The organism is Serratia microhaemolytica (genome assembly GCF_004011885.1).
In the GTDB taxonomy this organism is placed as follows: Bacteria; Pseudomonadota; Gammaproteobacteria; order Enterobacterales; family Enterobacteriaceae; genus Serratia_G; species Serratia_G microhaemolytica.
Genome location: NZ_SBEF01000101.1, coordinates 1 through 1773, shown reverse-complemented (window position 1 = coordinate 1773; position 1773 = coordinate 1). Strand labels below are relative to the sequence as shown.

General features: G+C 61.5%; 1 protein-coding gene. It reads left to right on the top strand.

What is annotated here, in order from left to right:
* Positions 1 to 1773, top strand: a 1773-nt coding sequence (locus tag EOJ37_RS14080; RefSeq protein ID WP_206194076.1) for a hemagglutinin repeat-containing protein, incomplete at both ends; no start/stop codon positions are given.

Genomic DNA, 1773 nt, shown 5'->3' with positions numbered 1-1773 from the left:
TCAGCGCCAGCAGCCTGAAAGCGGGGGAAACGCTTTCGGTCACGGCCGGCGGCGACATTGTGTTGCAGACCCAGAATGAACAGCACAACGCCGAGCGGATGCACACCAGCATCAAGCGCAAAGTGGCCAGCACCACGGTCGAAAAGCGCATTGATGGTTACGAACAGGGGCTGGCGATAGGCTCAATGCTGTCGGGTAACACGGTCGCGGTGAAAGGCAACAACGTCACCGTCAGTGGCAGCGCGGTGGTGGCAGACAACACTCTGCGCCTGGATGCGGCACAGAACCTGAACATCGTGGCAGCGGAACAGCAGCAGAGCGAGTTCCACCTGCAAGAGAAGACCAAGTCGGGGTTGATGAGCAGTGGCGGCATCGGCTTCACCGTGGGCAAATCGATGCAACGCACCACTGCGCAGGCGCAAGGGGTGACCCATGCCGCCAGCACTGTCGGCAGCATTGGCGGTGATGTCACACTGAATGCCGGTAAACAGCTCAATGTCGACAGCAGCGACCTGGTGGCGGCGAACAACCTTGAACTGAGTGGTGCGCAAGTGAACGTGCGCGCACTGCATGACCAGTTCAGCCAACAGCAAGTGACCGAAACCCGCACCTCGGGGTTGACCATCGGGTTGTCGGGCTCGGTGGGCAGTGCGCTCAACTCAGCGGTGCAAGCGGCACAGGCGGCACGCCAAGAAGATGATAACCGCCTACAGGCACTGCAAGGCACCAAAGCGGCACTGCATGGCGCGCAAGCGCTGCAAGCCTACCGGCTGGACAACGCGCAACAGGGCACGCCGGATGCCAGCAACGCCTCGATTGGCGTCTCGGCCTCCTATGGCAGCCAATCATCGAAACGCACCGATATCAGCGGGCAACAGGTCAGCCAATCGAGCGGCCTGACGGCGGGCAACAACCTGAGTATCCGCGCACGCGGTGATAACGGTGAAGCGGGTGACATCACCATCAGCGGCAGCCAATTGAAAGCCGGTGGCGATGTTAACCTGTCGGCTGAACGCGACGTCAACCTGCAATCGGCACAAGACAGCCAATACCTGCGCAGTGAAAACAAAAGCCAGGGTGGCAGCGTGGGCGTCGGTATCACGGTCGGCAACGGCAGCGCGGGGATCAGCTTCTCGGCCAGCGCCAACATGAGCAAAGGGCACGAACGCGGCAACGGCACCAGCCACAATGAAACCACCGTCACGGCCGGCAACCAGCTCAGCATCAGCAGTGGCCGCGACACCAGTCTGACCGGCGCGCAAGCCAGCGGCGACAGCGTGAAACTGGATGTCGGGCGCAACCTGAGCCTGAAGAGTGAACAGGACAGCGACCAGTACGACTCGAAACAACAGAGCCTGAGCGTCAGCGGCAGCTTCACCTACGGCAGCATGAGCGTCAGCGGGCAACTGGATGCCAGCCAAGAGAAGATGCACAGCGACTACCAGAGCGTGCGCGAACAGACCGGCATCCAGGCCGGCAAAGGCGGCTATGATATCCAGGTTGGCGCACACACCCAGTTGGATGGCGCGGTGATCGCCTCGGAAGCCGAGGCGGAGAAAAACCGCCTCGACACCGGCACACTGGGCTTTAGCAATATCGAAAACCGCGCCGCGTATGATGTGGAACAACAACAGATCAGCATCAGCGCCAACGCGGTGAATGACCTGATCAACCTGGCGAACAGCGCACTGGGGGCGATGAACCGCAGCGACAGTGACAACGGCACCACCCAGGCGGCGATCAGCGCCGGCACCCTGACGGTACGCGACAATG